Origin of the sequence: Variovorax sp. 160MFSha2.1, from assembly GCF_048305075.1 — a bacterium.
GTDB classification, from domain to species: Bacteria; Pseudomonadota; Gammaproteobacteria; order Burkholderiales; family Burkholderiaceae_C; genus Variovorax; species Variovorax guangxiensis.
Genome location: NZ_CP157624.1, coordinates 146,780 through 168,672 on the forward strand (window position 1 = coordinate 146,780; position 21,893 = coordinate 168,672).

The following is a 21,893-nucleotide window of genomic DNA, read 5'->3' on the forward strand; positions in this document are numbered from 1 at the left end:
GGATGGGTGGGCACGGCCACGCCGGGCCGTGCAGCCGACCATCATTCGGCTGTCGCGCTGTCGCAGCACAGAGGTGAAACCCGGTGAAGTCCGAAGATCGCCTTCGTGCTTTGCAACAGAGTGTGCCGCCGGTTCGCTCAGCGGCAGGCGAAGCTCTCGGCCTTGCTCACGTCGCCGCCGAGGTAGGCGATCTTCTTCGGGTAGGTGCACAGCGGCCGCGCGAGCGACCTGTCGGCGTTCTGCATCACCATGCTGTCGGGCGCGATGCCTTTCTCGACCCAGTCGGTCAGCGCCGTGAACAGCTGGTTCTGCGCCGGCAGCGGCGGGTTGGCCGTGGGGCTGGTGCCGGCGAGGCCGTTGACAGAGCCCACGCCCGCGCAGTGGCCCATCGCCGGGATCTCCACGTAGCGGTAGAACTTCTGCAGTGCATCGATGCCGCCCATCGCCTTTGCCGCGCGCTCGTAGTAGTTGGCGGTACCCGAGCTCGGAATCAGCTGGTCGGCCAACCCGTGGTACGTCAGCAGCTTGGCGCCGCGGTCGCGGAAGCGCGCGAGGTCGGGGTTGTCGGCGTTGATGTTCGCGAAGGCCGTCTGCAGCGCCTTGCCGCGGTCGCTCGCGTTGGCGAGCTGGGCGTAAGACAGGCCCTTCCACTTGTCCGCGCCGTTGCCCGTGGCGTTGATGAAGTCCGGCGTTGCGATCGTCGGGTCCTGCAGGTTCAGCGCCACCTGGTGCGCGGCGATGTGGAAGGGCATGGGCACGCCGGCCACCGAGTCGGCCAGCGAGAAGCCTGGCGCGCCGGGGCTGTTGAGCGCGGTGCCGCGCGTGAGGCCGTACCAGAGCTGGTTCGATGCCAGCGTGGCGCCGTAGCCGATGTCGCTGGCGGGCGCGGGCGCGCTGCCGTCGCGTGTCTGGCCGTACCAGATCTTGTTGACGGCCTGCGCCTGCGCGGTGCTCAGGCATGCGGCGGTGGCGTTGGTGCCGCCGCTGGCGGTGCAAAGCACGGTCTTGTCCTGAGCGGGGTCGTACTTGCAGGCGGCGGGGTCGCTGATGAAGCCGTCGTGCTGGCCCGTGAGCGCGCTGTCGCAGGCGCTCACCGCCGACGAGGACACCAGCGAAAGCTGGTCGGCCGTGAGCGGCGTGCCGCCAAGGTCGCGCTGCATCACCACCTGCGGATACAGCTCGGCGGTGATGAAGCTGGTCCAGTTGATCGCGCTGTTGCCGGCCAGGATGCCGTCGAAGTCGTCGGGGTTCACCTGCGCCTGCATGTGGCCCTGGCGGCCGCCGGTGGAGCAGCCATCCCAGTAGGCGTACTTCGCGTCGCGCTGGTAGAAGCCGGCGGCGAGTGCCTTGGCCTTGACGGCCATCTGGTGAATGCCGCGGCTCGCGAAGTCGGTCCACAGCGTGGTATTGACGGTGCCGTCGGGGTTCATCGCGAAAGAGCCGTCCACCGAAGGCAGCGGGGCCTTCGATGCATGCCCGGCGTCGGTCACAGCGCTCACCGAGCCTTCGCCCGCCGCGATGGCGGCTGCATTCGCCCCACCGATCTGCGTCTTCGCGCTGATGCCCGCGTCGCCGACGAAGCCGCCGCCGCCGAGCACGCGGATGCGGCTGTTCCACGAGGCCTGCGAAGGCAGCCACACCTCGATGCCGATGCCCGGCGAGGTCGATGGCGCATCGGCCGGGCCCGCATGGCCGGGTCCCACGTTGAGCTTGACCATGCACACGTCGCTGGCCGCCACCGTGCCCGAGGCCTTGCCGTCGAGGTTCAGGTCGTCGCCTTTCCTGAACTGTTTCACCACCGTCACGGTGGTGTCGGCGTCGGGCTTGAACGCGGTCTTCAGGCTTTCATCGCAGGCCAGGGCCAGCGGCGCGCCAGCGGGTGGAGCCGTGGCTGGCGCGGGAACGAGAGGCAGCACGGCAGGGCCTGAGGAGCTGCTGCCGCCGCAGGCCGTGAGCACGGCTGCCGCGGCGAGGCTCAGGCAGAGGACGGCGGAAATGGGGATTGGCGGGGTGGGCAATGGCTTGGGCATCTTCTCGTCTCCTGTTGTGTAGAGACATGAATTTGCCCGCGCCCCCCGCCGCGGTATATCGACATGCGATCACCGCTTGCAGGATTCCTTCACCCTCCACCGGGACTTACCCGCGCCGCGCGCGCGCCGGCGTGGTGCCGACCAGCTGGCGGAACACCTGCGTGAAATGCGCCTGGCTCGAAAAGCCCACGGCCTGCGCGATCTCCGCGAGCGACTGGTTGCCGCGCAGCAGCGACAGCGCGTGGCGCACGCGCTGCTCCATCACGTAGCGGTACGGCGTCGCGCCGGTGCTGGCGCGGAAGAGCCGCGTGAAATGCACCGCGCTCAGGTGCAGCTCGGCCGCGAGTTCGTCGATGCCGAAGTCCTCGGACAGATGCTGCATGACCCAGTCGTACACCCTGCGCAGGTCGTTCTGCGAGAGCCGTCCGCGCGGGCGCCGGGTGTTGCCCGTGGCGCCGTAGCGGTTGCGCAGGTAGCTCGCGAGCGCCATCGACAGGCCCTGCGCATGCAGGCGGCCCGAGCTGCAGCCGCGCTCCACCTCGTCGCGCATGGCGATGACCAGGGCCGACAGCGTCGCGTCGGTGGTCGACAGTTGCGTCTGCAGGTGCAGCTCGCCGTCGCCCTCGGGCATGAGGCTGCGCAGTGCCTCGGGGCGGATCTCCAGCACGATGGTCTCGGCGAGCTCGCCGGTCCAGGTTGCGCGCTCGACCTCGTAGCCCTGCTCGAAGATGAAGATCCCGCCGGCGTTCGACTCGAAGGGATGCTGGCGCCGCCCCCGCGTCATCGCGCCTTTCACATGGCCGCGCACGCACAGGCCGATCAGCGGATGCGGGTTGTAGCAGGCGGGGTTCTCGCCATCGCCGGACATTGCGCGCACCTCCAGCGCGAAGCCCTGCCACGCGGTGGCCTGCGCGTTCATCAGCATCCTGCCGTCGAAGGGCAGGGGCTTGCCCGATGTGTCGAGGAGGCTGATCTCGCGCGTCATCGCGTGGCCTACACGCCCAGCAGTTCCTCCAGCGCGTGCGGCTCGGCCAGCAGGTCGGCCGAGGCACCGTGCCGCACGATCTGTCCCTTCTCCATCACTACCGCGAGGTCGGTGTGCGCGAGCACCTTGCGGTAGTCGCGGTCGACGATCAGCGTGGCGATGCCGGTGGCGCGGATCTCGCCGATCACGCGCCAGATCTCGGCCACGATCAGCGGCGCAAGGCCTTCGGTGGCCTCGTCGAGGATCAAGAGGCGCGGGTTGGTCATGAGCGCGCGGCCGATGGAGAGCATCTGCTGCTCGCCGCCCGACAGCTGCTGGCCGCCGTTCGACAGGCGCTCCGCCAGGCGCGGGAAGGTGGCCATCACGCGGTCGAAGGTCCATTCGCGCCGGCCGTCGATGCCCGCGCGCTCGCTCATCACGAGGTTCTCGCGCACCGAGAGGTTCGGGAAGATGCCGCGCCCCTCGGGCACGTAGCCGATGCCCAGGCGCGCCATCTTCTCGGGCGGCAAGCCGGTGACGGTGCGGCCGTCGACCTGCACTTCGCCCGACGCGGGGCGCACGTAGCCCATCATGGTGCGGATCAGCGTGGTCTTGCCCATGCCGTTGCGCCCGAGCAGGCCGACCGAGGTGGCCGCGGGAATGCCGGCATGCACGCCGCGCAGGATGTGGCTGTTGCCGTAGTAGGTGTTGAGGTCGCGCACGAGCAGCATGTCAGTGGTCTCCGAGATAGGCCGTGCGCACTTCCGGGTTCTCGCGGATCTCGGTCGGGTTGCCCGTGGCGATGACCGCCCCGTTCACCATCACCGTGATGCGGTCGGCGATGCGGAACACGGCGTCCATGTCGTGCTCCACCAGCAGGATCGCGTGCGTGGCCTTCAGCCGCGCGAGCAGCGTGAGCATGCGGTCGGTTTCCTCGGCGCCCATGCCGGCGAGGGGTTCGTCGAGCAGCAGCACGCGCGGGTTGGTGGCCAGGCACATCGCCACTTCGAGCTGGCGCTGCGCACCGTGGCTCATGGTGCCGGCAATGCGCTGCGCCTCGTGCGTGAGGCCGGCGGCCTCCAGCGCCGCGTCGGCCGAAGCGCTGCTGGTGGCGCAGCCGCGCGACGACTCCCAGAAGGCCCAGGGCTTCGGCGTGGCGGCCTGCGCGGCGAGCCGGCAGTTCTCGTGCACGCTGAACTCCGGGAAGATGGTGGTGCGCTGGTAGCTGCGGCCCACGCCGTCGCGCGCGCGCTTCCATTGCGCGCGGCCGGTGATGTCCGTGCCGTCGAGCGTGATGCGGCCCTCGCTCGCCTCGATCTCGCCCGAGAGCATGTTGATGAGCGTGGACTTGCCGGCGCCGTTGGTGCCGATCACGGCATGCACCTCGCCCACGTGCAGGTCGAGCGTGACGCCGTTGACGGCCGTGAGGCCGCCGAAGCGGCGCGTGAGCTTCTCGACGGAGAGCAGTGCGTTGGTGGTCGTCGTCATGCGGCCCCCTTAGGCGAGAGACGCTGCACCAGGCCGATCAGGCCCTTGGGCAGCAGCGCCACGAACACGATGATCGTGAGCCCCAGCGTCAGCTGCCAGTGGTCGGCCAGCGGGCCCATCACCGCGTGCGTGGAGAAGATTTCCTTCAGCAGCGTGAACGCCACGGCACCGATCACCGCGCCGCGCAGGTGACCGAGACCGCCGAGGATCACCATCAGCAGCACCTCGCCCGAGTTGTGCCAGGCCATCAGCTCGGGGTTGACCACGCCGTCGCGCGAGGCCAGCAGGAAGCCCGCGAGCCCGGCCAGCGCACCCGCCAGCACGAAGGCCGCGAGCTTGTAGCCGTACACAGCGAAGCCGGCGGCGCGCATGCGCTGCTCGTTCACGCGGATGCCCGCCAGCGCCGCGCCGAAGCGCGAGCGCCGGATGAGCGCCAGCAGGGCGTAGGTGAACACCAGCGAGGCCAGCACCACGTAGAACAGCACCGTGCGGTTCTCCATGTCGAGCGCGCCGATGGCAGGCCGCACGTACATGTAGATGCCGTCGCTGCCGCCGCCCACTTTGGTGTCGTGGAACACGAAGAAGGCCATCTGCGCGAAGGCCAGCGTCACCATGATGAAGTACACGCCGCGCGTGCGCAGGCTTAAAGCGCCGACGAAGAGCGCATAGAGCGCCGCAACGCCCATGGCGGCCGGCAGCAGCAGCGCGAAGTTGCCGCCCTCGTTGCCCGAGGCCAGCACCGTCACGTACGCGCCGATGCCATAGAACGCCGCGTGGCCCAGGCTCACGAGGCCGGTCATGCCCACCAGCAGCTCCAGGCTCAGCGCGAAGATCGACAGGATCATCACCTTCACGATGAAGTCCGATGCGTAGTTGCCCATGAACGGGCCGGCGATGCCGACGGCGACCGCGCAGGCCACGGGCAGCAGGAAGGCGCTTCTCTTCATGGCTGTCATGGCCGCCTCCCCATCAGCCCCTCGGGCTTCCAGATCAGCACGATGGCCATCAGCAGGTAGATGCCGATGCCGCTCAAGTCGGCGAAGAACACCTTGCCGAAGGTGTCGACGAAGCCCACCAGCAGCGAGGCCACCAGCGCGCCGGTGATGGAGCCGATGCCGCCGATCACCACCAGCACGAAGCAGATGATGAGCACGCTTGCGCCCATGTTCGGATACACCGAGGACATCGGCGCGGCGATCATGCCGGCCAGCGCGGCGAGCGCCACGCCCGCGGCGAACACGATGCGGTAGAGCCGCTTCACGTCGATGCCCAGGCCGCGCACCATGTCGCGGTTGCTCGCGCCGGCGCGGATCATCATGCCCAGGCGCGTGCGGTTCACCACCCAGTACAGGCCCACGGCCAGCACGATGCAGGCGGCCGACGCGAAGAGCCGGTACCACGGATAGCTCATGACGCTGCCCAGCGCGAAGCTGCCGTCGAGCCACGCGGGCACCTTCACGCCATGCACGTCGTTGCCCACGAGGATGGAGCGCAGCTCCTCGAACACCAGGATCAGGCCGTAGGTCATGAGCACCTGCTGCAGGTGGTCACGCTGGTAGAGGTAGCTGAAGAAGGCCCATTCGAGCAGGTAGCCGAACACGGCCGCCAGCACCACGCCGGCCACCAGCATCAGCAGGAACTGGTCGCCGAACAGTGGCGCGAGCGAGAACGCCATGTAGGCGCCGATCATGTAGAAGCTCCCGTGGGCGAGGTTGATGACGCCCATGATCCCGAAGATCAGCGTCAGCCCCGAGGCCACGAGGAAGAGAAGCAGTCCGTACTGAACCGAGTTCAGGCACTGGACCAGGAAGGTTCCGAAATCCACGAGGGGGTTCTCTCTGGGCGGGATCGTTGTTCAATAGGCGTGCGTTGCGCGGGACACCGCGGAACCGGCTTTGCCGGGCCGCAGGTGTCGCCCCCTGCAAGGGGGTTGGCGCAGCACACGAAGTGCGCGAAGCCTGGGGTGCTTACATCCTGCAGCCGCGGGCCGGATCGGCGAGGCCCTTGATGGCCGTGCTCACCAGCTTGTTCTCCTTGCCCTCCACCTTGCGCAGGTAGATGTCCTGCACCGGGTTGTGCGACTTGCTCACGGTGAACGCGCCGCGCGGGCTGTCGATCTTGGCCTTCTCGACGGCGGCCGCGAACTCGGCCTTCTTCGAGATGTCGCCCTTGGTGGCGTTCAGGCCCACGCCCAGCATCTGGGCGGCGTCGTAGCCCTGCACGGCGTACACGTCGGGCTGCAGCTTGAACGACTTGGCATACGCCACGCGGAAGGCGTTGTCGCGAGCGGTGTTCAGGCCGTCGGCGTAGTGCAGCGTGGTCAGCATGCCCTGGGCCGAGTCGCCCTGCGCGTCGAGCGTGCCGTCGGTCAGGAAGCCGGGGCCGTACAGCGGGATGGTCTTGTTCAGGCCGGCGGCCTGGTAGTCCTTGACGAACTTCACCGCGCCGCCGCCCGCGAAGAAGGCGTACACCGCATCGGGCTTGGCGGCCGCGATCTCGGTCAGCAGCGCCTGGAACTCCACGTTGGGGAAGGGCAGGGTGAGCTGCTTGTCGACCTTGCCGCCGTTCTTCTCGAAGCCTTCCTTGAAGCCGTTGACCGACTCGTCGCCCGCGGCGTACTTCCAGGTGATGGTCATCGCCTTCTTCTTGCCCTGCTGCTTGGCCGCCACCTCGCCCATGGCGTAGGCCGGCTGCCAGTTGCTGAACGAGCTGCGGAAGATGTTGGGCGCGCACATCGGGCCCGTCACTGCGTCGGCGCCGGCATTGGGCACGATCAGCACGGTGCCGCTTTCCTTGGCGGCCTTGGCCATGGCCATGGCCACGCCGGAGTGCACGGTGCCGACGATCACGTCGACGTTGTCGCGCTTGATGAGCTTGTTGACGTTGTCGGTGGCCTTGGCCGGGTCGGACTCGTCGTCGACCTTGAAGTATTCGATCTCGCGGCCGGCGAGCTTGCCGCCCTGCTCGTCGACGTACAGCTTGAAGCCGTTCTCGATGGCCACGCCCAGGGCGGTGTAGGTGCCGCTGTAGGGCAGCATCAGGCCGACCTTGAGCTTGCCCGTGCCCTGGGCGCCGGCGGCCGCCGCCAGCGAGGCGAGGGCGATGGCCGTGAAGGCGAGGCGGGCGGTGCTGCGAATGGTCATGGTGTCTCTCTCCGATTTCTGGTGATGAAGGAAGTGGCCGCGACGATGACACGATCCGGCTGATCGCGATGCGGGGAATGCCCGCATTGAGGGATTTCCAGCAGCTCGCATCCATCCACGCGCGCGGCGATGCCGCGGATCTGCGCGAGGGTGCCGTACTCGTCGTCGATGCCCTGCACGGCGAGCACGGGGCAGCGGATGGTGTCGAGTTCGCTCTCGATGTTCCAGTCGCGGAATGGCGGGTGCAGCCAGATGCGGTTCCAGCCCCAGAAGGCGGAGTCGGCGCTGTCGTGGTAGCGGCCCAGCTTCTGCGGCAGGTCGGTGCCGAGATAGGCGGTGCGCGCGTTCTCGATGTTCGCCACCGTCACGTCCTCCACGAAGATGTGCGGCGCCAGCACCACGAGGCCGGCCACCTTGTCGGGAAAGCGCGAGGCATGCAGCAGCGAGATCGAGCCGCCGTCGCTGTGGCCGAAGAGCCAGGGTTTCTGGTCGCCGAGGCCGAGCGCGGCGAAGAGGGCGGGCAGCACCTCGTGCGCCTGGCGGTGCATGAAGTCGACGTCCCAGATCTCGTCGTCCGCGCGCGGCGTGGAGCGGCCGTAGCCGGGGCGCGAGAACACGAGGCCGCGCACGCCGGCGGCTTCGCACAGCCGCGCGGGAAAGTCTTTCCACATCGCGACCGAGCCCAGGCCCTCGTGCAGGAACACGACGAGCGGCGCAGCGGTGCGCTCGGGCGCGATCCACTGGCATTCGATGCGCACCTCGCGGTTGCGCCAGGTGATGGTGGCGAAGTCGGTGCTCATGGTTGCTGCGCCTTCCCCTTTTGGGGAAAGGTCGGGATGGGGGCAGGCTGCGCCTGCAAAGGCCGTGCCTGCATCACGCCTGCTTTTCCTTTTCGCGTAGCCGGAAGCGCTGGATCTTCCCCGTCGCCGTCTTGGGCAGCTCGCCCACGAATTCGAGAAAACGCGGGTACTTGTAGGGCGCCAGGCGTTCCTTGACGAAGGCCTTGAGCTCGTCCTCGGTGGCCGCGCTCCCGTCCTTCAGCACCACGAAGGCCTTGGTCTTGGTCAGGCCGTCGGCGTCTTCCTTGCCGATCACCGCCGCCTCGAGCACGGCCGGGTGCTGCATCAGCGTGGCCTCGACCTCGAAGGGCGAGACGTAGATGCCGCTGACCTTGAGCATGTCGTCGCTGCGCCCGGCGTAGGTGAAATAGCCGTCAGCGTCGCGGGTGTACTTGTCGCCGCTCTTGGTCCAGCCGCCCTGGAAGGTCTCGCGCGACTTCTCGCGGTTGGCCCAGTACATCAGCGCCGAACTCGGGCCGCGGATGTAGAGGTCGCCTACCTCGCCGTCGGGCACGGGGCGGCCGTCCTCGCCGCGCAGCTCGACCTCGTAGCCTTCCACCGGCCGGCCGGTGGTGCCGTAGCGCACGTCGCCGGGGCGGTTGGAGATGAAGATGTGCAGCATCTCGGTCGAGCCGATGCCGTCGATGATCTCGCAGCCGAAGTGCTGCTTGAAGCGCTGCGCGATCTCGCCCGGCAGCGCCTCGCCGGCCGAGGAGCACATGCGCAGCGCCACCGCCTCGCGCGCGGGCAGCCTGGGCGAGGCGAGCATGCCGGCGAAGCCCGTGGGTGCGCCGAAGAACACGGTCGGCTTGTGTTCCACCCAGCGGCGGAAGGTGGCGTCGGGCGTGGGGCGCTCGGCCATCAGCACCACGGTGGCGCCCACCGAGAGCGGAAAGGTCAGCGCATTGCCCAGGCCGTAGGCGAAGTACATCTTGGCGGCCGAGAAGCAGACGTCGTCCTCGGTGAGGCCGAGCACCGGCTTGCCGTAGAGCTCGGCCGTCCACCACAGGTTGGCGTGCGTGTGGACCGTGCCCTTCGGCTTGCCGGTGGAGCCGGAGGAATACAGCCAGAAGCCCGGGTCGTCCGAAGCCGTGGTCACCGGCGCCGCGAGCGGTTCGACGGCGGCGAGCGCGGCGTCGAATTCCTGCGCGCCTTCGGGCAGCGCGCCGGCGGGCTGCGACACGAAGAGCGCGCGCACCTCGTGCCCGCCGCGCGACATCGCCTCCTGCAGCGTAGGCAGCAGCGCGCCCGACACCAGCACCGCCTGCGCGCGGCTGTGGTCGAGCATGTAGGCGTAGTCGTCGGGCGTGAGCAGGGTGTTGACCGCCACCGGCACCGCGCCGGCATAGAGGCTGCCGAGGAAGCTCACGGGCCAGTCGTTGCCGTCGAGCATGAGCAGCAGCACGCGCTCTTCGCGCCGGATGCCGGCGGCCTGCAGCGCGGCGGCCAGGCGGCGCGAGCGCTCCTCGAGCTGGCCGTAGCTCAGCGTGCCGCGGTCGTCGATGTAGGCGGGGCGCGCGGCGCGTTCGCGGTTGAGGTCGAACAGGTGTCCGGCGAAGTTGAATCGTGGGGGCGGGGTCATGGTCTTGTCTCCTTCGGCCGTGTTCTTTTCTAGAGGCCGAGCGCGGCGATCACGCCGGGGCTCGCCTGCACCGCGGCGCGGCGGTGATAGAAGTCGAGCGCGCGCAGTCCGCCCAGCTCGGCGCCGCCGCCCGCGCGGCCGGGGCCGCCGTGCAGCGACATCGGCATCACGTTGCCGTGGCCGGTGTGGGCCTGCGCCACTTCGGGGCTGACGACGTGCACGCGGCCGTGGCTAGGGGCCACCGCGAGCGCGGCCTGCGCCAGTGCCGCGTCGTCGCTTCCATATATGGAGGTGACGAGCGAGCCCTGGCCGCGATGCGCCAGTGCGATGCCGTGCGCGAGGTCGCGGTAGGGCAGCAGCGTGGCGACGGGGCCGAACACTTCCACGTCGTGCACCTGCTGCGCTGCGTCGGCGTCGCGCGCGCCCAGCAGCACGGGGCCGATGCAGGCGGCAATGGCCGGGTCGGCGTCGACCAGGGGCTTGTCGCGGCCGTCGTGCAGCACGGTGGCCTGCGCGGACAGCGCAGCCAGTCCTTCACGCACCGAATCCAGCTGCGCGCGGCTCACCAGCGAACCCATGCGCACGCTCTCGTTGCGCGGATTGCCGACGGTGATGCCCGCGAGCCTGGCGCCGATGGCCTCGGCCGCCGCGTCATACAGCTCCGATGGCACCAGGATGCGGCGGATGGCGGTGCACTTCTGGCCCGACTTCACCGTCATCTCGCGCACCACTTCGCGCACGAGCAGGTTGAAGGCGTCGCTGCCGGGCGCGGCGCCGGGCAGCAGCAGGGCGCTGTTGAGGCTGTCGGCCTCGATGTTCACGCGCACCGAGCGCTGGGCCACGGCCGGGTGCGAGCGGATCACCGCCGCCGTTTCAGCCGAGCCGGTGAAGGAGGCCACGTCGAAGGGCTGCAGCGCATCCATCAGGCCGGCCGAGCTGCCGCACACGATGGAAAGCGCGCCGGCCGGCAGCACGCCCGCGTCGACCACGTCCTTCACCATGCGCTGCGTGAGCCAGGCGGTGGCCGTGGCGGGCTTCACGATCACCGGCACGCCGGAGAGCAGCGCGGGCGCCGCCTTCTCCCACAGGCCCCACGAGGGGAAGTTGAAGGCGTTGATGAAGAGCGCCACGCCCTGCGTCGGCACCTGCACGTGCTGCGACTGGAACACCGGCTCCTTGCCGAGCTTGACCGCGTCGCCGTCGCGCAGCGCGCGCACGTCGCCGAGCGCATCGCCCCACTTGGCGTACTGGCCGAGCGTGAAGATCGCGCCGTCGATGTCCACGGCCGAGTCGTTCTTCACCGTGCCGGAGTTGGCGGTGGCGATCTCGTAATACGCGTCGCGGTTGGCCTGCAGCACCTTCACCACGGCCGCAAGCAGCCCCGCGCGCTGGCGGTAGGTGAGGGCGCGCAGCGCGCTGCCGCCCTGTTCGCGTGCGAAGGCGAAGGCGGCCGGCAGGTCCAGGCCGGTGGCATCGACGCGCGCGAGCTCGGTGCCCAGCACCGGGTCGAACAGGGGCGTGCCGGCGCCCGAACCGCTTTGCCAGCGGCCGGAGACGTAGTTGGGAAGAAGCTCGGTCATTGGGTGAACTTGATCTGCCCTTCAGGCAGGAGATACAGGACAAGCGCGCGGCCCTGGGCCACGGTCGGGCGATGCGCGGTGCCGGGGCCGTAGACGCACCAGCCCGCGGGCCGTCCGTCGAAGGTGGCGGCGGCGCCGTCGAGCGGCATGATCAGGTCGATCTCGCCGTTGGGATGGGTGTGGTGCGGGCCGGCGATGTCCTGCATGTCGACCACGTCGACCGAGAAGCGGTGCAGCGCGTCTTCGGCCTTGAAGACGCGGCCGTACCTGATGCCGCCGCCTTCGCGCTCGCAGAGCCAGCCTTCGGCGACGCCGCCGATACAGGCCTGGCGCAGCCGCTCGAAGCTGGCGCTGCCGGCGCCGTGGTGGGCGTTGAGCCACCGGTCGAGCTCGCCGTCGAGCGGTTTGCCGGCGATTTCGGCGGTCAGGCCGGCGATCAGCTGGTGAAATGCTTCCTTGCCGGTGGCGGGAGTGCTGCTGCTGTCGGACATCGTGGGGCCTCGAACTTTGGAACTACCTTGCAGGATCACTGAGTGTGCAGTATCTTGCGTGTGGCCGAACAATAAGCATCGAGACAATGAGTGTCAAGCAATATAGTGCATCTATGGTGTTTACCCTGAGCGCGCACAATCCCGGCGAAGAACGAGGAATTGCATGAACGAGCATGTAGACGCGGCGCTGGCCGCCGCGCCTGAAAGCGGCAACGGCGCGCCGGGCCAGGCCGTCGCCGGGGAGGCGAAGAATCCGCTGCTGTCGGCGCTGGGCGACCGCGTGCGCAACCTGCGCGCGCAGCGCGGGCTCACGCGCAAGGCGGTGGCTGTCGCGGCCGACGTGTCGGAGCGCCATCTGGCCAATCTCGAATACGGCATCGGCAATGCATCGATCCTGGTGCTGCAACAGGTGGCTGGCGCGCTGCACTGCTCGCTGGCCGAGCTCGTGGGCGACGTGACCACCAGCTCGCCAGAGTGGCTGCTCATCCGCGAACTGCTGGAGAACCGCAGCGAGGCCGACCTGCGCCGCGTGCGCGTGGCCATCGGCGAGCTGCTGGGCACCGCCTCGGTCGACCCGGCGCGGCACCGGCGCATCGCGCTCGTGGGCCTGCGCGGCGCGGGCAAGTCGACGCTGGGGCAGATGCTGGCGGAAGACCTGGAAATCCCGTTCATCGAGCTCAGCCGCGAGATCGAAAAGCTCGCCGGCTGCAGCGTGCGCGAGATCCACGACCTGTACGGCACCAACGCCTACCGCCGCTACGAGCGCCGCGCGCTCGAAGAAGCGGTGCAGATCTACAGCGAGGTGGTGATCGCCACGCCCGGCGGCATCGTCTCCGACCCGGCCACCTTCAACGAGCTGCTCGCGCACTGCACCACCGTGTGGCTGCAGGCCGCGCCCGAGGAGCACATGGGCCGCGTGGCCGCGCAGGGCGACACCCGCCCGATGGCCGCCAGCAAGGAAGCGATGGAAGACCTGCGCCGCATCCTGAACGGCCGCGCCGCCTTCTATTCGAAGGCCGACCTGTCGGTGGACACCAGCGGCAAGACGCTCCCGCAGAGCTTCCAGGCCCTGCGTGCGGCCGTCCGCCAGTCCATGGGACTGGTCTAGGCGCCTTCCGGACTCCTGAAATCTGAAAAAAAGTGCAGCAGGCATTGACTTGCCTGTGTGCATGCAGCATGATGCATGTCATCGGAGCAAGAAAGTGCATTATCTTTCCTGTTCACGGTTTCCGAACACTGCCCCACAGGAGACTTCCGCATGACCGACACCATCACGCTCCAGGCGCCCCAGCGCGTCGACTACCGCACCGAACCCGGCCAGTACCGCCACTGGTCGCTGAGTTTCGACGGCGCCATCGCGCGCCTCGTGCTCGACATCGCGGAAGACGGCGGCATCCGCCCCGGCTACAAGCTCAAGCTCAACAGCTACGACCTGGGCGTGGACGTGGAGCTGAACGACGCCCTCAACCGCGTGCGCTTCGAGCACCCCGAGGTGCGCAGCGTGATCGTCACCAGCGGCAAGGACCGCATCTTCTGCTCCGGCGCCAACATCTTCATGCTGGGCGTTTCCAGCCACGCCTGGAAGGTGAACTTCTGCAAGTTCACCAACGAGACGCGCAATGGCATCGAGGACTCGTCGAAGCACTCGGGCCTGAAGTTCCTGGCGGCCGTCAACGGCGCCTGCGCGGGTGGCGGCTACGAGCTGGCGCTGGCCTGCGACGAGATCCTGCTGGTGGACGACCGCTCTTCCGCCGTCTCGCTGCCCGAAGTGCCGCTGCTGGGCGTGCTGCCCGGCACCGGCGGCCTGACCCGCGTGACCGACAAGCGCCACGTGCGCCATGACCTCGCCGACATCTTCTGCACCAGCGTCGAAGGCGTGCGCGGCCAGCGCGCGGTCGACTGGCGCCTGGTCGACGCCGTCGCCAAGCCCGCGCAGTTCGCCGCCGCCGTGCAGGAGCGCGCTTCGCAGCTCGCCGCCGGCAGCGACCGCCCGGCCAACGGCAAGGGCGTGGCGCTGACCCGCCTGGAGCGCACCGACAGCGCCGACGGCATCTCGTACGCGAACGTCGACGTGCGGATCGACCGCAGCAAGCGCACCGCCACCATCACAGTGAAGGCGCCCACCGGCGCGCAGCCGTCGGACATCGCCGCCATCGAGGCAGCCGGCGCCGCATGGTGGCCGCTCGCGATGTGCCGCGAACTCGACGACGCCATCCTGAACCTGCGCACCAACGAGCTCGACATCGGCACCTGGCTGCTCAAGACCGAGGGCGACGCTGCCGCCGTGCTCGCGTCGGACGCCGTGATGCTCGCCAACAAGGACCACTGGCTGGTGCGCGAGACCATCGGCGCGCTGCGCCGAACGCTGGCGCGCCTGGACGTGTCCTCGCGCAGCCTCTTTGCGCTGATCGAAGCCGGCTCCTGCTTCGCCGGCACGCTGGCCGAACTGGCCTTCGCGGCCGACCGCGCCTACATGCTCGCGCTGCCCGACGACGCCGATCGCGCGCCCAGGCTCACGCTCGACGAATTCAACTTCGGCTTCTTCCCGATGGTGAACGACCAGAGCCGCCTGCAGCGCCGCTTCTATGAAGAAGCCGCGCCGCTGGAAGCCGCTCGCGCCGCCGCCGGCAAGGCGCTCGATGCCGACGAGGCGCTGAAGCTGGGCCTGGTGACCGCCGCTCCCGACGACATCGACTGGGACGACGAAATCCGCATCGCCATCGAGGAACGCGCCGCGATGTCGCCCGACTCCCTGACCGGCCTGGAAGCCAACCTGCGCTTCGCGAGCAAGGAGAACATGGTCACCCGCATCTTCGGCCGCCTCTCGGCCTGGCAGAACTGGATCTTCAACCGCCCCAACGCCGTGGGCGAGAAGGGTGCGCTGAAGGTCTACGGCACCGGCCAGAAAGCCGGCTTCGATTTGAACCGGGTCTGAGGCAAATACAGGACCACAGGAAGAGACAAGAACAGCCGAACGCAGAAGGAAGACAAAAGCTACGCAGAAGCCGCAGAAGAAGAATCACGAGAACCTTCCCTGGTTTTTCTTCTGCGGCTTCTGCGAAACCTTCGCGACTTCTGCGTTCGGTCCCGAGTTTGTGTGTATTCGGAAGGAACCCCCCATGAGCACGATCAACTACAGCGAGAAGATCCCCAACAACGTCAACCTCGGCGAAGACCGCACGCTGCAGCGTGCGCTCGAAGGCTGGCAGCCGAACTTCATCAACTGGTGGGACGACGTGGGCCCCGAGGGCTCCACCAACCACGAGGTGTACCTGCGCACGGCGGTGAGCGTCGATCCGCAGGGCTGGGCGCAGTTCGGCCACGTGAAGATGCGCGACTACCGCTGGGGCATCTTCCTGAACCCGGGCGACGCCAACCGCGAGATCCACTTCGGCGACCACAAGGGCGAGAAGGCCTGGCAGGACGTGCCCGGCGAGCACCGCGCCAACCTGCGCCGCATCATCGTGACGCAGGGCGACACCGAGCCCGCGTCGGTGGAGCAGCAGCGCCACCTGGGCCTCACCGCGCCCAGCATGTACGACCTGCGCAACCTGTTCCAGATCAACGTGGAAGAGGGCCGCCACCTGTGGGCCATGGTCTACCTGCTGCACAAGCACTTCGGCCGCGATGGCCGCGAGGAAGCCGAGGCGCTGCTGCAGCGCACCTCGGGCGACGAGAACAACCCGCGCATCCTGGGCGCCTTCAACGAGCGCACGCCCGACTGGCTCGCGTTCTTCATGTTCACGTACTTCACCGACCGCGACGGCAAGTTCCAGCTGTCGGCGCTGGCCGAGAGCGCCTTCGATCCGCTGGCGCGCACCACGAAGTTCATGCTGACCGAGGAAGCGCACCACATGTTCGTGGGCGAGAGCGGCGTGTCGCGCGTCATCGCGCGCACCGCGCAGGTCATGAACGAACTCAAGACCGACGACCCGCAGAAGGTGCGCGCCGCCGGCGCCATCGACCTGGGCACCATCCAGCGCTACCTGAACTTCCACTACAGCGTGACCATCGACCTGTTCGGTGCCGACCAGTCGAGCAACGCCGCCATCTTCTACAGCTCGGGCCTGAAGGGCCGCTACGAAGAAGGCAAGCGCACCGACGACCACGTGCTCAAGGGCCAGACCTACAAGGTGCTCGAGGTGAAGGACGGCCAGCTCGTCGAGAAGGAAGTGCCGATGCTCAACGCGCTCAACGAAGTGCTGCGCGACGACTTCATCAAGGACTCGGTGGCCGGCGTGGGCCGCTGGAACAAGGTGCTGGAAAAAGCCGGCATCCCGACTCGCCTGGTGGTGCCGCACAAGGCCTTCAACCGCCAGATCGGCGCGCTCGCCGGCATCAAGATGTCGCCGGAAGGCCGCGTGGTGAACGACGTGGAATGGGCCGCCAAGCGCGACGAGTGGTTGCCCAGTGCCGAAGACTTCGCTTTCGTGGCATCGTTGATGGGCCGCGTGGTGGAGCCGGGCAAGTTCGCCGGCTGGATCTCGCCGCCGGTGATGGGCATCAACCGCCAGCCGGTGGATTTCGAGTACGTGCGGTTCGGTTGATCTGCAATTGGGGTATGACTCCCTCTCTCCTCGGGGAGAGGGCGGGGGTGAGGGTGGCAGCGTCCCCACGACAAGCTGCTGCCCCCTCACCCTGACCCTCTCCCCAAGGGGAGAGGGAAAGGAGAAAGAACATGGACATGGCCGTCGAAGCCGGAGTCATCAAGCAGCACCTGATCGACCCCGAGATCTGCATCCGCTGCAACACCTGCGAGGCCACCTGCCCGGTCAACGCGATCACGCACGACGACAACAACTACGTCGTGCGCGCCGACGTCTGCAATGGCTGCATGGCCTGCATCTCGCCGTGCCCCACGGGCTCGATCGACAACTGGCGCACCATGCCGCTGGTGCGCGCGTACTCCATCGAGGAGCAGTTCACGTGGGAATCGCTGCCCGCCGAGCTCTCGCCCGAGGAGCTCGAAGCGGCCGGCGTGTCGGCCGAGGCCGCCGGCGGCGCCGAGGCTGCCGTGCCCGCGCAGACCCAGGCGCAGGCCCAGGCAGCGGTCGAGTCGCTGGAGCCGGCCTTCAACTCCGCGCAGTACGGCGCCACCGTGCCGCCCTGGTCGGCCGCGCACGCCTACACCAACCTCTTTCCGCCGAAGACACCGACCACCGCCACCGTGGTGGGCAACTACAACTGCACCGAGGCTGGCTTCGACAGCGAGACTCATCACATCGTGCTCGACTTCGGTGTGGTGCCGTTCCCGGTACTCGAGGGCCAGTCGATCGGCATCGTGCCGCCCGGCACCGACGCCATGGGCAAGCGCCACCATGCGCGCCAATACTCGGTGGCCAGCCCGCGCAACGGCGAGCGGCCCGGCTACAACAACGTCTCGCTCACCGTGAAACGCGTCACCGAAGACCACGACGGCACGCCCGTGCGCGGCGTGTGCTCCAACTACGTGTGCGACCTGAAGGTGGGCGACACGGTGCAGGTGGTGGGGCCCTTCGGCTCCTCGTTCCTGATGCCGAACCATCCGAAGTCGCACATCGTGATGATCTGCACCGGCACCGGCAGCGCCCCGATGCGCGCCATGACCGAGTGGCGCCGCCGGCTGCGCAAGAGCGGCAAGTTCGAAGGCGGCAAGCTGATGCTGTTCTTCGGCGCGCGCACGCAGCAGGAGCTGCCGTACTTCGGCCCGCTGCAGTCGCTGCCCAAGGACTTCATCGACATCAACCTCGCGTTCTCGCGCACGCCGGGGCAACCCAAGCGCTACGTGCAGGACCTGATGCGCGAGCGCGCCGCCGACCTGGCCGCGCTGCTGAAGGACGGGGCCAGCCACTTCTACGTGTGCGGCCTGAAAAGCATGGAAGAGGGCGTGGTGCTCGCGCTGCGCGACGTGGCGAAGGAAGCCGGACTCGACTGGGACACGGTGGGCGCGGCGCTCAAGCGCGAAGGCCGCCTGCATCTCGAGACCTACTGAGCCGCGGCGGATGAAGTTCGCCGACTTCCACGCGGGCCAGGTCATCGAGGCCGGGCCCTATGTGCTCACAGAGGCCGAGCTTCTGCAGTTCGCGCGGGCCTACGACCCGCAGTGGTTCCATGTCGATGCGCAAGCCGCTGCGGAAAGTCCCTTCGGCGGGCTCATCGCGAGCGGGTGGCATACCTGCTCCATCGCCATGAAGCTGGTGGTGCAGGCCGCGCTCGCCGGTTCGGAATCCTTCGCGTCGCCAGGGCTGGAGCATGTGCGCTGGCCCAACCCCGTTCGGCCGGGCGACGCGCTGAGGCTGGTAGCCGACGTGATCGAAGTGCGCCGCTCCGAGAAGCGGCCGTCGCTCGGCATCCTGCGATGGCGCTGGCGGCTCTTCAACCAGCGCGAGCTGATGGTGCTCGATGCGGAGGTCACGAGCCTGTTCAAGCTCAAGCCGGCCGACTGAACGACGCAACGTGAAAAGGCCCGCGGTGCCTGGGCACCGCGGGCCTTTGTCATCGGGTGGCTGCCGTCGTTATTTCTTGACGTCGACTGCGCCCGACCCATGGGCCTTCGCGCCCACGGCAGGCGCCTTCACGGCGCTTCCGGCCGAGCCCACGGCGCCTGTCGCGCCGCCGAGCGTGTTGCCCACGGTGTTGGTCACGCCGCCCACGGCATTCGTTGCTCCGCCCACCGCGCCGGTAGCGCCGCCCAGCACGCCGCCGACGGCATTGCCGGCCGTGCCCGTGGCGCCGCTCACTGCGCCGCCGGCATTGGTGTTCGCGCCGGCACCGGCGTTGGCGCCGGTTGCCGCACCCGCACCGCCGCGTGTGCCTGCGGTGGAGCCCGAGGCATTCACGTCGGCATTGACCCCTACGCCCACCCCGACGCCTTGCGCCTGGGCGACGCCGCCGATGGCCAGCATGCCTGCGAGCAGGGTGCCGAGGACGATGCGCTTGTGTTGATGCTGTTGCTTCATGGGTGACTATTCCTTTCGTTGCATGGTCACGGTTTCATGGACCGATCGGGTTCGATCGATCCGGGTGCAACCATGGCTGTGCCGCGATCTGTCGCCATGTGCGCCGCTTTCGCCCGCTCGCGTGGGAATCGGCCGTCGGCGAAATCGGGGGCTCGTGCGTTAGGCCCCCGGATCGACGTTCGGCCCATCAAGGCAACAGATGCTTACAGAAGAAAGCCGTTGTCTTCGTGTTCACATCCGGCAACACGTTCTGGCGGTCGAAGCCCGGTGGGTCGTCGAGCATGTCGCCGATCAGCCCGCTCAGTCCCGGCGGGGGTGGCGAGAGCAGCGCGCCGTGGCCGCCGGTGGGCATGTCGGCGATCAGCTCGCAGCGCGGCAGGCAGGCCGCGAGCACGCGGTCGCTGTGAAAGCGCGGGATCAGCCAGCGGTCCTGCCCGGCGATGATGAGGCCCAGCGGCACGCGCGGATCGGCCAGCGAGGCCATGTCGAAATCGGCCGAGGAAGGCACGCCCGCCACGATGGCCGCGATTCGTGGATCGGTGTGCTCGCGCGGCGCGACGTCGTCGCCGAAGCGGTGGCGTATGACGAAGAGCGCCGCCCATTTCCTGATGCCGTCCAGCGGGCCACCGGTCAGCCGCGTGATGAGGCCGACGCAGGACTGGAAGTCGTCCACCAGGTTCGCCTCGCAATGCCGCGCGAAGGCGGCCGGCGACCAGCGCCCGCCGGCCAGGCTCAGGGCCGTGTGGCCGCCCGCCGACATGCCGTACATCCCGACCTTGTCGAGCCGCAGCATCGGCGCGAAGCGCGGGTCGCGTGCCACCGCGTCGATGGCGCGCGAAACCTCGGCTGGGCGCATCGTCCAGCTGTCGGGGCCGGGGTCACTGTCGTCCTTGTAGTTGTCGGCCTTGTGCTCGGGCATGGCGACCACGAAGCCGGCCTCGACCAGGCTGCGCGCGATGTCCGCATGCACCCACGGCGCGCCGCCCGAGCCGTGCGAGACGATCACCAGCCGGCCATTGCCGGGCACTGGCGCGCCTTGCACGGCCAAGTCGAGCGTGAAGCGGGCGCGCTGGGTCGGTCGGGCTGCGTCGGCCGAGGGATAGAACACCGTGACCGGGCCGTCGCCGGGCGCGGCGTCGAGCAGGGTGATCGGGGCGGGTGTCATGGCAGGGGGAAGTGCAGCCGGGCCGATTCTCGCCGCCCGGGGCGATGCAAGACCCTTTCGCCCGTCATGGCAAACACACGCAACTCATAATGTTGCATGAAACGCGACAGCAAGCTCTCCGCCGTCCTCCACGTGCTGCTGCACATGGCCGAGATGAAGACGCCCGTCACCTCCGAGTCGCTCGCGGTTGCGATGCAGACCAACCCGGTGGTCGTGCGCCGACTCATGGCCGGCCTGCGGCAGGCGGGGTTCGTGAGTTCGGCCAAGGGGCATGGCGGCGGGTGGGTGCTGTCGTGCACCTTGTCGGCGGTGACGCTGGGCGACGTCCACAACGCGGTGGGCGCGCCCGCGCTGCTGGCCATGGGCAATCGCACCGAGAGCCCGGGGTGCATCGTCGAGCAGGCGGTGAACGCGGCGCTCGACGGCGTCTGCGACGAGGCCGAGGCGCTGCTGCTCAGGCGCTTCAACAGCATCACGCTGGCCGATCTTTCCAGGGACTTCCATCGCCGCATGACAGGCGGCGGCTTCACATTGAAGGACATCGAACATGCATCATGACGCTCTGATCGTGGGCGGCAGCTTTGCCGGCCTTTCCGCTGCGATGCAGCTTGCACGGGCGCGGCGCAAGGTCTGCGTCGTCGACACCGGCGCGCCGCGCAACCGCTTCGCGGCCGCGTCGCACGGCTTCTTCGGGCAGGACGGCGTGCCGCCCCTGAAGATGATTGCGGATGCGCGCGAGAAGCTGCTTGCGTATCCCAGCGTCGAGTTCGTCGAGGCGGCCGTGGTGGATGCGGGTGCCGAGGAGGCAGGTGGATTCACCGTATCGCTGAGCAACGGCGAGCGCCGCTCGGCCGGCAAGCTGCTGCTGGCCTATGGCGTGCAGGACGGCCTGCCGGAGATTTCCGGCATCGGCGAACGCTGGGGCTCGAGCGTGCTGCACTGTCCCTATTGCCACGGCTACGAGTTCAGCGAGCGCCAGCTGGGCGTGCTCTATCACCACGGCGCGCAGCCGCCGGACCATGCGCTGCTGATCGCCGAATGGGGCCCGACCACGCTCTTCCTGAATGGCGGCGAAGGGCCCGATGCCGAGGCGCGCGCGAAGCTGCAGGCGCGTGGCGTGATCATCGAACCCGGGCGCATCGCCGGCCTTGAAGGCGAGGGGCAAGAATTGACCGGTGTGCGCATCGGTGACGGCAGGCTGGTGCCCATCGAGGCGCTCTACGTGGCGCCGCGCACGCGGCCCGCGAGTCCGCTGGCCGAGCGGCTGGGCTGCGCCTTCGACGACGGCCCGCTCGGCAAGGTGCTGCGCGTCGACGCGATGAAGATGACGACCGTGTCCGGCGTCTACGGCGCGGGCGATCTGGCGATGATGTTCTCCAACGCCACGATGGCATCGGCGGACGGGCTGATGGCGGGCGTGTCGATGCACCGCTCGATGGTGTTCGACGCCTGAAATCACTCCGGCAAGGGAAAAAGGGGAAAAAAGAACTTTTTTCCGGGACCCAGGCAAATCTGTCAAAGATCGCTATATAATCTGAGGCTCACGCGGGAATAGCTCAGTTGGTAGAGCGCAACCTTGCCAAGGTTGAGGTCGAGAGTTCGAGACTCTTTTCCCGCTCCAGATCGCAGAAAAGGCCACCTCATCAGGTGGCCTTTTTCATTTGCGCTTCGGC

The 21,893-nt window shown here is 68.5% G+C and carries 20 protein-coding genes and 1 tRNA gene; 8 read left to right on the forward strand and 13 right to left on the reverse strand.

Features of this window, described 5'->3' with window-relative positions; all coding sequences use genetic code 11:
* Nucleotides 1-137: 137 nt before the first annotated feature.
* From ABL838_RS00590 to ABL838_RS00640, 11 genes are all read right to left on the reverse strand, one after another.
* Nucleotides 138-2,030, reverse strand: coding sequence for a tannase/feruloyl esterase family alpha/beta hydrolase (locus ABL838_RS00590; protein WP_418123625.1), 1,893 nt, complete (start codon nt 2,028-2,030; stop codon nt 138-140).
* A gap of 106 nt (nt 2,031-2,136) precedes the next feature.
* Entirely contained in the window at nt 2,137-3,015 is an 879-nt protein-coding gene (locus ABL838_RS00595; RefSeq protein WP_369660151.1) for a helix-turn-helix domain-containing protein, read from the reverse strand.
* A gap of 8 nt (nt 3,016-3,023) precedes the next feature.
* Entirely contained in the window at nt 3,024-3,725 is a 702-nt protein-coding gene (locus tag ABL838_RS00600; protein WP_126020628.1) for an ABC transporter ATP-binding protein, read from the reverse strand.
* Nucleotide 3,726: 1 nt separating this feature from the next.
* Complete coding sequence (locus ABL838_RS00605) at nt 3,727-4,482, reverse strand: ABC transporter ATP-binding protein (protein WP_418123627.1); 756 nt, start codon at nt 4,480-4,482, stop codon at nt 3,727-3,729.
* Nucleotides 4,479-5,438, reverse strand: a complete 960-nt coding sequence (locus ABL838_RS00610) for a branched-chain amino acid ABC transporter permease (protein WP_418123629.1) — start codon at nt 5,436-5,438, stop codon at nt 4,479-4,481. The genes ABL838_RS00605 and ABL838_RS00610 overlap by 4 nt, the downstream gene beginning before the upstream one ends.
* Complete coding sequence (locus ABL838_RS00615) at nt 5,435-6,307, reverse strand: branched-chain amino acid ABC transporter permease (protein WP_126020622.1); 873 nt, start codon at nt 6,305-6,307, stop codon at nt 5,435-5,437. The genes ABL838_RS00610 and ABL838_RS00615 overlap by 4 nt, the downstream gene beginning before the upstream one ends.
* 142 nt (nt 6,308-6,449) lie before the next feature.
* Nucleotides 6,450-7,625 (reverse strand): ABC transporter substrate-binding protein, encoded by a 1,176-nt coding sequence (locus ABL838_RS00620; protein ID WP_184638979.1) that lies wholly within the window; start codon nt 7,623-7,625, stop codon nt 6,450-6,452.
* Entirely contained in the window at nt 7,622-8,425 is an 804-nt protein-coding gene (locus tag ABL838_RS00625) for an alpha/beta fold hydrolase (protein ID WP_418123630.1), read from the reverse strand. Before ABL838_RS00625 ends, ABL838_RS00620 begins: the two co-directional genes overlap by 4 nt.
* Nucleotides 8,426-8,498: 73 nt before the next feature.
* Nucleotides 8,499-10,046 (reverse strand): benzoate-CoA ligase family protein, encoded by a 1,548-nt coding sequence (locus ABL838_RS00630; protein WP_369660147.1) that lies wholly within the window; start codon nt 10,044-10,046, stop codon nt 8,499-8,501.
* Between the two features lie 29 nt (nt 10,047-10,075).
* On the reverse strand, nt 10,076-11,626 hold the full coding sequence (locus tag ABL838_RS00635) for a 3,4-dehydroadipyl-CoA semialdehyde dehydrogenase (protein ID WP_418123632.1): 1,551 nt from the start codon (nt 11,624-11,626) through the stop codon (nt 10,076-10,078).
* Nucleotides 11,623-12,117 (reverse strand): DUF4863 family protein, encoded by a 495-nt coding sequence (locus ABL838_RS00640; protein ID WP_418123633.1) that lies wholly within the window; start codon nt 12,115-12,117, stop codon nt 11,623-11,625. Before ABL838_RS00640 ends, ABL838_RS00635 begins: the two co-directional genes overlap by 4 nt.
* A 163-nt stretch (nt 12,118-12,280) precedes the next feature.
* On the opposite strand from ABL838_RS00640, the gene ABL838_RS00645 reads away from it, so the two are divergent.
* From ABL838_RS00645 to ABL838_RS00665, 5 genes are all read left to right on the forward strand, one after another.
* Nucleotides 12,281-13,225: a helix-turn-helix transcriptional regulator gene (locus ABL838_RS00645; protein ID WP_184638973.1), complete on the forward strand. Its 945-nt coding sequence runs from the start codon at nt 12,281-12,283 to the stop codon at nt 13,223-13,225.
* Between the two features lie 150 nt (nt 13,226-13,375).
* Complete coding sequence (gene boxC, locus ABL838_RS00650; protein WP_418123636.1) at nt 13,376-15,052, forward strand: 2,3-epoxybenzoyl-CoA dihydrolase; 1,677 nt, start codon at nt 13,376-13,378, stop codon at nt 15,050-15,052.
* Nucleotides 15,053-15,236: 184 nt separating this feature from the next.
* Entirely contained in the window at nt 15,237-16,664 is a 1,428-nt protein-coding gene (gene boxB, locus ABL838_RS00655; protein WP_418123638.1) for a benzoyl-CoA 2,3-epoxidase subunit BoxB, read from the forward strand.
* 131 nt (nt 16,665-16,795) lie between these two features.
* On the forward strand, nt 16,796-18,088 hold the full coding sequence (gene boxA / locus ABL838_RS00660; RefSeq protein ID WP_418123639.1) for a benzoyl-CoA 2,3-epoxidase subunit BoxA: 1,293 nt from the start codon (nt 16,796-16,798) through the stop codon (nt 18,086-18,088).
* 10 nt (nt 18,089-18,098) lie between these two features.
* Complete coding sequence (locus tag ABL838_RS00665; protein WP_418123641.1) at nt 18,099-18,542, forward strand: MaoC family dehydratase; 444 nt, start codon at nt 18,099-18,101, stop codon at nt 18,540-18,542.
* Nucleotides 18,543-18,611: 69 nt separating this feature from the next.
* On the opposite strand, the gene ABL838_RS00670 is transcribed toward ABL838_RS00665, so the two are convergent.
* Nucleotides 18,612-19,055, reverse strand: a complete 444-nt coding sequence (locus ABL838_RS00670) for an adhesin (RefSeq protein WP_126020599.1) — start codon at nt 19,053-19,055, stop codon at nt 18,612-18,614.
* Nucleotides 19,056-19,242: 187 nt separating this feature from the next.
* Complete coding sequence (locus ABL838_RS00675; RefSeq protein ID WP_418123642.1) at nt 19,243-20,220, reverse strand: alpha/beta hydrolase family protein; 978 nt, start codon at nt 20,218-20,220, stop codon at nt 19,243-19,245.
* Between the two features lie 96 nt (nt 20,221-20,316).
* Between ABL838_RS00675 and ABL838_RS00680 the strand changes: the two genes are divergently transcribed.
* The 3 genes from ABL838_RS00680 to ABL838_RS00690 all read left to right on the forward strand — a co-directional run bounded on the left by ABL838_RS00680 (nt 20,317) and on the right by ABL838_RS00690 (nt 21,841).
* Nucleotides 20,317-20,778: an RrF2 family transcriptional regulator gene (locus ABL838_RS00680; RefSeq protein WP_418123643.1), complete on the forward strand. Its 462-nt coding sequence runs from the start codon at nt 20,317-20,319 to the stop codon at nt 20,776-20,778.
* Nucleotides 20,768-21,673: an NAD(P)/FAD-dependent oxidoreductase gene (locus ABL838_RS00685; RefSeq protein WP_418123645.1), complete on the forward strand. Its 906-nt coding sequence runs from the start codon at nt 20,768-20,770 to the stop codon at nt 21,671-21,673. Before ABL838_RS00680 ends, ABL838_RS00685 begins: the two co-directional genes overlap by 11 nt.
* Nucleotides 21,674-21,765: 92 nt before the next feature.
* Nucleotides 21,766-21,841, forward strand: a tRNA-Gly gene (locus tag ABL838_RS00690).
* The last annotated feature ends 52 nt before the right edge of the window (nt 21,842-21,893 follow it).

Bases quoted from the DNA above. Each gene is read 5' to 3' on its own strand.
- ABL838_RS00635 (WP_418123632.1), bottom strand. From the start codon at position 11,626: ATGACCGAGCTTCTTCCCAACTACGTCTCCGGCCGCTGGCAAAGCGGT.
- ABL838_RS00600 (WP_126020628.1), bottom strand. From the start codon at position 3,725: ATGCTGCTCGTGCGCGACCTCAACACCTACTACGGCAACAGCCACATC.
- ABL838_RS00610 (WP_418123629.1), bottom strand. From the start codon at position 5,438: ATGACAGCCATGAAGAGAAGCGCCTTCCTGCTGCCCGTGGCCTGCGCG.
- ABL838_RS00630 (WP_369660147.1), bottom strand. From the start codon at position 10,046: ATGACCCCGCCCCCACGATTCAACTTCGCCGGACACCTGTTCGACCTC.
- ABL838_RS00590 (WP_418123625.1), bottom strand. From the start codon at position 2,030: ATGCCCAAGCCATTGCCCACCCCGCCAATCCCCATTTCCGCCGTCCTC.
- ABL838_RS00665 (WP_418123641.1), top strand. From the start codon at position 18,099: ATGAAGTTCGCCGACTTCCACGCGGGCCAGGTCATCGAGGCCGGGCCC.
- ABL838_RS00675 (WP_418123642.1), bottom strand. From the start codon at position 20,220: ATGACACCCGCCCCGATCACCCTGCTCGACGCCGCGCCCGGCGACGGC.
- ABL838_RS00640 (WP_418123633.1), bottom strand. From the start codon at position 12,117: ATGTCCGACAGCAGCAGCACTCCCGCCACCGGCAAGGAAGCATTTCAC.
- ABL838_RS00670 (WP_126020599.1), bottom strand. From the start codon at position 19,055: ATGAAGCAACAGCATCAACACAAGCGCATCGTCCTCGGCACCCTGCTC.
- boxA (WP_418123639.1), top strand. From the start codon at position 16,796: ATGGACATGGCCGTCGAAGCCGGAGTCATCAAGCAGCACCTGATCGAC.
- boxB (WP_418123638.1), top strand. From the start codon at position 15,237: ATGAGCACGATCAACTACAGCGAGAAGATCCCCAACAACGTCAACCTC.
- ABL838_RS00605 (WP_418123627.1), bottom strand. From the start codon at position 4,482: ATGACGACGACCACCAACGCACTGCTCTCCGTCGAGAAGCTCACGCGC.
- ABL838_RS00685 (WP_418123645.1), top strand. From the start codon at position 20,768: ATGCATCATGACGCTCTGATCGTGGGCGGCAGCTTTGCCGGCCTTTCC.
- ABL838_RS00645 (WP_184638973.1), top strand. From the start codon at position 12,281: ATGAACGAGCATGTAGACGCGGCGCTGGCCGCCGCGCCTGAAAGCGGC.
- ABL838_RS00625 (WP_418123630.1), bottom strand. From the start codon at position 8,425: ATGAGCACCGACTTCGCCACCATCACCTGGCGCAACCGCGAGGTGCGC.
- ABL838_RS00595 (WP_369660151.1), bottom strand. From the start codon at position 3,015: ATGACGCGCGAGATCAGCCTCCTCGACACATCGGGCAAGCCCCTGCCC.
- ABL838_RS00620 (WP_184638979.1), bottom strand. From the start codon at position 7,625: ATGACCATTCGCAGCACCGCCCGCCTCGCCTTCACGGCCATCGCCCTC.
- ABL838_RS00680 (WP_418123643.1), top strand. From the start codon at position 20,317: ATGAAACGCGACAGCAAGCTCTCCGCCGTCCTCCACGTGCTGCTGCAC.
- boxC (WP_418123636.1), top strand. From the start codon at position 13,376: ATGACCGACACCATCACGCTCCAGGCGCCCCAGCGCGTCGACTACCGC.